The sequence below is a fragment of the Candidatus Bathyarchaeota archaeon genome (assembly GCA_026014725.1).
In the GTDB taxonomy this organism is placed as follows: domain Archaea; phylum Thermoproteota; class Bathyarchaeia; order Bathyarchaeales; family Bathycorpusculaceae; genus Bathycorpusculum.
Genome location: JAOZHV010000047.1, coordinates 1 through 4,666 on the forward strand (window position 1 = coordinate 1; position 4,666 = coordinate 4,666).

The 4,666-nt window shown below is 39.4% G+C and carries 6 protein-coding genes, 1 tRNA gene and 1 pseudogene; 5 read left to right on the forward strand and 3 right to left on the reverse strand.

Translation table 11 applies throughout. The annotated features are described in order from the left end of the window. The first annotated feature begins 271 nt into the window (after positions 1-271). Positions 272-850, forward strand: coding sequence for an NYN domain-containing protein (locus tag NWE95_09550; GenBank protein MCW4004140.1), 579 nt, complete (start codon positions 272-274; stop codon positions 848-850). A gap of 263 nt (positions 851-1,113) precedes the next feature. On the opposite strand, the gene NWE95_09555 is transcribed toward NWE95_09550, so the two are convergent. From NWE95_09555 to NWE95_09565, 3 genes are read right to left on the reverse strand one after another with little or no spacing between them, the layout of a single operon-like run. Next, positions 1,114-1,260: a hypothetical protein gene (locus NWE95_09555; GenBank protein ID MCW4004141.1), complete on the reverse strand. Its 147-nt coding sequence runs from the start codon at positions 1,258-1,260 to the stop codon at positions 1,114-1,116. Beyond that, on the reverse strand, positions 1,244-1,414 hold the full coding sequence (locus NWE95_09560) for a hypothetical protein (protein ID MCW4004142.1): 171 nt from the start codon (positions 1,412-1,414) through the stop codon (positions 1,244-1,246). Before NWE95_09560 ends, NWE95_09555 begins: the two co-directional genes overlap by 17 nt. After that, on the reverse strand, positions 1,411-2,319 hold the full coding sequence (locus NWE95_09565) for an IS6 family transposase (GenBank protein ID MCW4004143.1): 909 nt from the start codon (positions 2,317-2,319) through the stop codon (positions 1,411-1,413). The genes NWE95_09560 and NWE95_09565 overlap by 4 nt, the downstream gene beginning before the upstream one ends. A 196-nt stretch (positions 2,320-2,515) precedes the next feature. On the opposite strand from NWE95_09565, the gene NWE95_09570 reads away from it, so the two are divergent. The 4 genes and pseudogenes from NWE95_09570 (at position 2,516) to NWE95_09585 (ending at position 4,666) form a co-directional block, all read left to right on the forward strand. Then, a complete protein-coding gene (locus NWE95_09570; GenBank protein ID MCW4004144.1) occupies positions 2,516-3,013 on the forward strand; it encodes a hypothetical protein in 498 nt (165 codons plus the stop codon). Beyond that, positions 3,010-4,356, forward strand: a complete 1,347-nt coding sequence (locus tag NWE95_09575; protein MCW4004145.1) for a hypothetical protein — start codon at positions 3,010-3,012, stop codon at positions 4,354-4,356. Before NWE95_09570 ends, NWE95_09575 begins: the two co-directional genes overlap by 4 nt. A gap of 11 nt (positions 4,357-4,367) precedes the next feature. Next, positions 4,368-4,445 (forward strand) — tRNA-Ser (locus tag NWE95_09580). A 79-nt stretch (positions 4,446-4,524) separates the two neighbouring features. After that, a pseudogene (locus NWE95_09585) lies at positions 4,525-4,666 on the forward strand (SPFH domain-containing protein).

Sequence of the window (4,666 nt, forward strand, 5' to 3'; positions counted from 1 at the left end):
CAAATGAGCTGAATGTATGAAATCGAACTCTCAATAATAGGTATAGCGATCGCTGCGTTCGTAATAATCCTGCTATCTCTCTCAATTAAGAAAGTCAACCAGTACGAAAAAGGAATAGTTGAAAGATTTAATGCTTACGAAAAAACGATATTGTTAAGTTACCCAACAAAAAGAAAGGTGAATGTCAAGAGTTTGCCACTAATGCAATCGCTATGGCAAAACTTAAAATACTAATTGATGTTTTTAGAAAGAAGAATGAGGCGGTACATCTTTGAGTAGCAACAATACACGAGTAATGATTTTTATAGATGGGTCAAACCTCTTCTGGGCAAGCAGAGCAAGAGGAATCCAAATTGAATATTCCAAACTAATCAGTTTTCTCGCAAATAACAGGTCACTAATTAGAGCTTATTATTATGGTGCTGAAAAAGTGCCACCAGACCCTATGCAAACAGGATTTTATGAAAAACTACGATTTCAAGGAATTGAAGTAATAACGAAACCTTTGGTTAAGAGGACAAGCTATGCAACTCTAGTGGCTACAGGTCAAAGGGTTCAGGTAATAAAGGAAGAAGAGAAAGGGGTAGATGTTGCCCTGATCACAGACATGTTGTCAATGGGATACAAAAATGCATATGATGTCGCTATCTCGGTTGGTGCTGATGCAGACTTTGAAAATGCAATTAGAAACATAAAACTGATTCCTAAGAGAGTGGAAATTGCAGCTTTTAGCGACAATGATACCAGTACCACACCACCAAGGTATTCGACAACCGTTTGCAGAGAAATGCGAATGTGCCCTGACCTTTTCATACCGTTAGAAAATCATGTTTCTAAATTCAGAAGGTAGAAGTTTTTATATGAAAAGCAAGTGGCAAGTGGCTAACACCACTCCTCGGAGAGCAAACTGCCCTGCCACTTGCTACCATATATACCGTGTGAGAATATCTCACAAAAGGGTATTTAAGCTTTTGTGATTGTTTTTGGCTAACACCAATATTAATTATTGCGCTTTTCATTTAAAATATTAGCTATCACTATATGAGGATAATATGACTGCATATGAGAGCTTCTTGGTATTGCGGGGGGAGCACCCAAGTAAAATTTTGATACTCAAACCTTTACACGTTGTTTGATACGCTGCTCATATTCCTCTTCCGATATTATGCCTTTCTCAATTAGCAAACCAACAAGACTGGAAAGCATGTCATCTAAGAGGTCTATTTCTTCAATAGCGTTTCTTTCAGGTTTTTTCTTCATGTTTTCCACCCTTCGCTAAATATCCCTGTTCGCCTAACCAGTTCATAATGATAGTGCGAAGAGTATCGCTGTATCCTTCGCCTATTTTGCCTATAACTTCTTTGTCTAAGATTGCAATTACGCCATCAGGAAGAGAAACCAAGATTTTTTTCATTTACTAACCACCTTCAACCCTTCTTTCTCTTGTGCTTTGTTACTGAGTGCATTCACTAAGGTTATGGCTTCACGTTTGGTTGCTTCGTCAATTAAGCCTTTCCAGTCATTTGGCACTTGCATTCTTGCTGCTTGAGCTGGAGTTTTTCCGCCTAGGCTTTGGTGCGGTCTAACACAGTTATAATGGATGCTCCACCCTTCAAGCAGAAGCTTTGTTGATTCATAAGATTTTAGCCCTCTCATTGACTTCGTTCTATCTTTAAGAGTGCCATGTAGTCTTTCAACGATGTTGTTTGTCTCTCTCGCTCTTATGCCGACTTTCTGTACTAGCTCTGGTCTTGTATCCTTTCGCATCGTGTAAAATACTTTGTTGAAGGCACCACTATAAACAAAACTGCCGTCAACAAAGACTGCTCTTGGTCTTACCTTGCTCTGCTCAGCACCTTTCTTGAATATAGCTACTGTATCCTCAAAGGTTCTTGTGTTGGAAAGATGAGAAGCAACTATGAACTTTGTGTCCTCGTCTATCATTTCCCAGAACCAAATACTTCTGCCTTCGCATTGAAGCATGGTTTCATCCTCATGCCATAATCCTGAGAGCTGTGGAACTTGAGCAATCATGTACTCTTTTACCAACAGAGAATACTTTTTAATCCAATTCAGAATCGTGACCTGAGAAACTTTCTCTCCAAAAATATGCTCAAGGTTACGCTGAGCTTTGCGAAGAGACAATCCGTCATAATAGAAGTTTAGTGCTGCAACTATGATGTTCTTGTCGTTTCTCATTCTTGAGAACTTGCCGTTTGGTACAAAGATGTGACCGCAATCCTTGCATTTGTATGTTTGTTTATTATGGCGTATGCCCTTTTTCGTGACATTCTCGGAGTTGCAATATTTACAGTTCATTTGTTGCACACTCTTGCAGGTATCTTATAGGATACCGAAGTATTTATATCTTGTGGTAGTTCCACAGGACACCCAAACTATAAATACTCGACCCTCCACATAGAAGGATATAGGTGTCGTCATGGTGATGTTATACATCATGTATAACTACCAACACGAACATACAAGCTAATCAACATCATGGTGAGGGAGAAAAATGGAAATAAAAACGCCTAATGTGATGCTCTCAGCTGAGGAAGTGCAAGCATTAAAACCGCTTGAAAGGGAAAATTACGTTAGGTCTGTAATAAAAAAAATCCTTGCAGCAAACGAAAACGGGGTCATGGCTTCAGAAATTGTGGAAGCAACAAACCTAAATAGAATAACCGTAATGAAGCACTTAGAGTATTTAGTGGCAATAAGGGAAGCTTACAAGAGCGACAGAGGTAGCGGTTCAATCTATTACCAAAATGGAAGACTTATTCATCCAACCGACCGATTATCTGTTCCCATTGGAAATAAAGTTTATGATTTTGTCAAACTTGAGAATGCGGAAGGCAAATTTGTTTTCATACAAGAGAAAGAACAAGATGAACTACGATTAAAAACAGTTAAAGGTGGCATTATGATTAGATGCGTAGATTTATTCACATTCATGGAAGGCTTACAGAATTTCATTAGAATAGCAAGTGAGAAAATGGAGATAAAGAAATGAGTAGCCCAAGCAGAATTCAGATTACGCACTATCCAGAACGAAAATGCAAATTTTCTGAGTCTATGGACTTAACAATAAATAATAAGACAATCGTGACTCCAACCTTTGCACCAAGAATTAAGGGCGATGGCGAACTCAAAGTTTATTCTACGGTTAAGAGTCTTTATTCTCCGCGACATCTCTCCGTTCAAGTTGTAAGACTACTTGATGCAGGTAGAACAGTCTATCGTGCCATGAAACATAGGGTTCCGCTGAATATTGTTGACCAAACATTAGTCACCCCACCGCCACAGTCAGGAGAAAATGTGCTAATTATTGACCCAGCATTAGAATATCTCTACTACACTGCAAACATGGAACGCATTGCTAACACGCCTTTTGTTCCTCGTGCCGTAAACACATATGTCAAGAGTTACATGGCTAAAGAGAAGCGGCTTGTTAAGGCAAAAGCTGAAGGTGAAGAAGTAACAAGTACGCAACTTCTCCGAGAGGCAGAACATTCAAACTTTTGGTCATGTGTTGGAAAAGACACAAACATGCGCACTAAACTAATGCGAGATACCTTCACTTTAGAACTGAAGTGCAGAGCTGATATATTAGTTCCCCCTGTTCCCTTAATAACAAATGCGCATTTGTTGAATATGGCAATTCTTATGAATGAAAAGAGCAGAGCATTTGCTCCAGCACTTGATGATGAAAAGCGAGATTGTGCCGATTACTTCATCGTAAAGCCAAACATACTACGAAATGAACATATGATGGCAACCATTAAAGAATACGTTGCCGATAGTGAAGCAGCAATAACACTTTTCAAGTTTAAGAATTTGAATCTTTGTGAGGAGAGTTTAGCTCTTGACAGAGCAGCTTTCAAGAGCTTCCTAATGGAACTTGCTCTCGTAACACAGCATAGCGAAAAGAAAGCTTTTGGTTTACTCGAAGCAGGAAACCAAACTTTTCCAGCGGCATTATCATCCTTTGCAATAGTGTCAACAGGGTTTAATCTGGACCGTGAAGATAGAAGAAAAGACCAACAAGATATTAGTCCCTTTGTAAATCGCTATGACCCTGCGAACATGGTAATGCAGAACAAAGACACTTTCCTGAGAACTGTGAGTAACAATCACGGAATACCTTGTGATTGCAAAGTTTGTCTAGAAAACCCAGAAGTGCCAATACACGATTTCATAGAATATAACCGTTTAGCGAAAGAGCACTATCTACTCTGCAGAGAACAGGAAATGAAAGAAATAGTGAACGCAATCGAACGGCAAGAATCCCAGATGGGCTTTGAGAAACTTCAGAGGTCATCATTGAAAAACCTAATAGACATTATCCCACGATAAAGTTAAAGAAAGCATGGATAGCTTAGCTTGGAGACAGCAATCGCCTACTAAGCGGTCTTTCGGGGGTTCAAATCCCCTTCCATGCACCACACTTTTAATAGGTTAATTCGACTCTTAAGGGTTGCGATGGTTTTTCTTGTTGGGTAACTTAACTTAACAATATCCGAAAAAACAGTTGAACCTGGACTGCGCCTGATTACGCCATTTATTGAAAGAATACTCCGCGTCAACATGAGAGAACAAGTAATAGATGTGCCGCCGCAGGAAATCATAACTGAGGACAATGTCGTCGTTACCATCGACGCGATTA

Excerpts from the sequence above, each read along its gene's own strand:
- NWE95_09560 (MCW4004142.1), bottom strand. The coding sequence starts at position 1,414 with ATGAAAAAAATCTTGGTTTCTCTTCCTGATGGCGTAATTGCAATCTTA.
- NWE95_09575 (MCW4004145.1), top strand. The coding sequence starts at position 3,010 with ATGAGTAGCCCAAGCAGAATTCAGATTACGCACTATCCAGAACGAAAA.
- NWE95_09570 (MCW4004144.1), top strand. The coding sequence starts at position 2,516 with ATGGAAATAAAAACGCCTAATGTGATGCTCTCAGCTGAGGAAGTGCAA.
- NWE95_09565 (MCW4004143.1), bottom strand. The coding sequence starts at position 2,319 with ATGAACTGTAAATATTGCAACTCCGAGAATGTCACGAAAAAGGGCATA.
- NWE95_09555 (MCW4004141.1), bottom strand. The coding sequence starts at position 1,260 with ATGAAGAAAAAACCTGAAAGAAACGCTATTGAAGAAATAGACCTCTTA.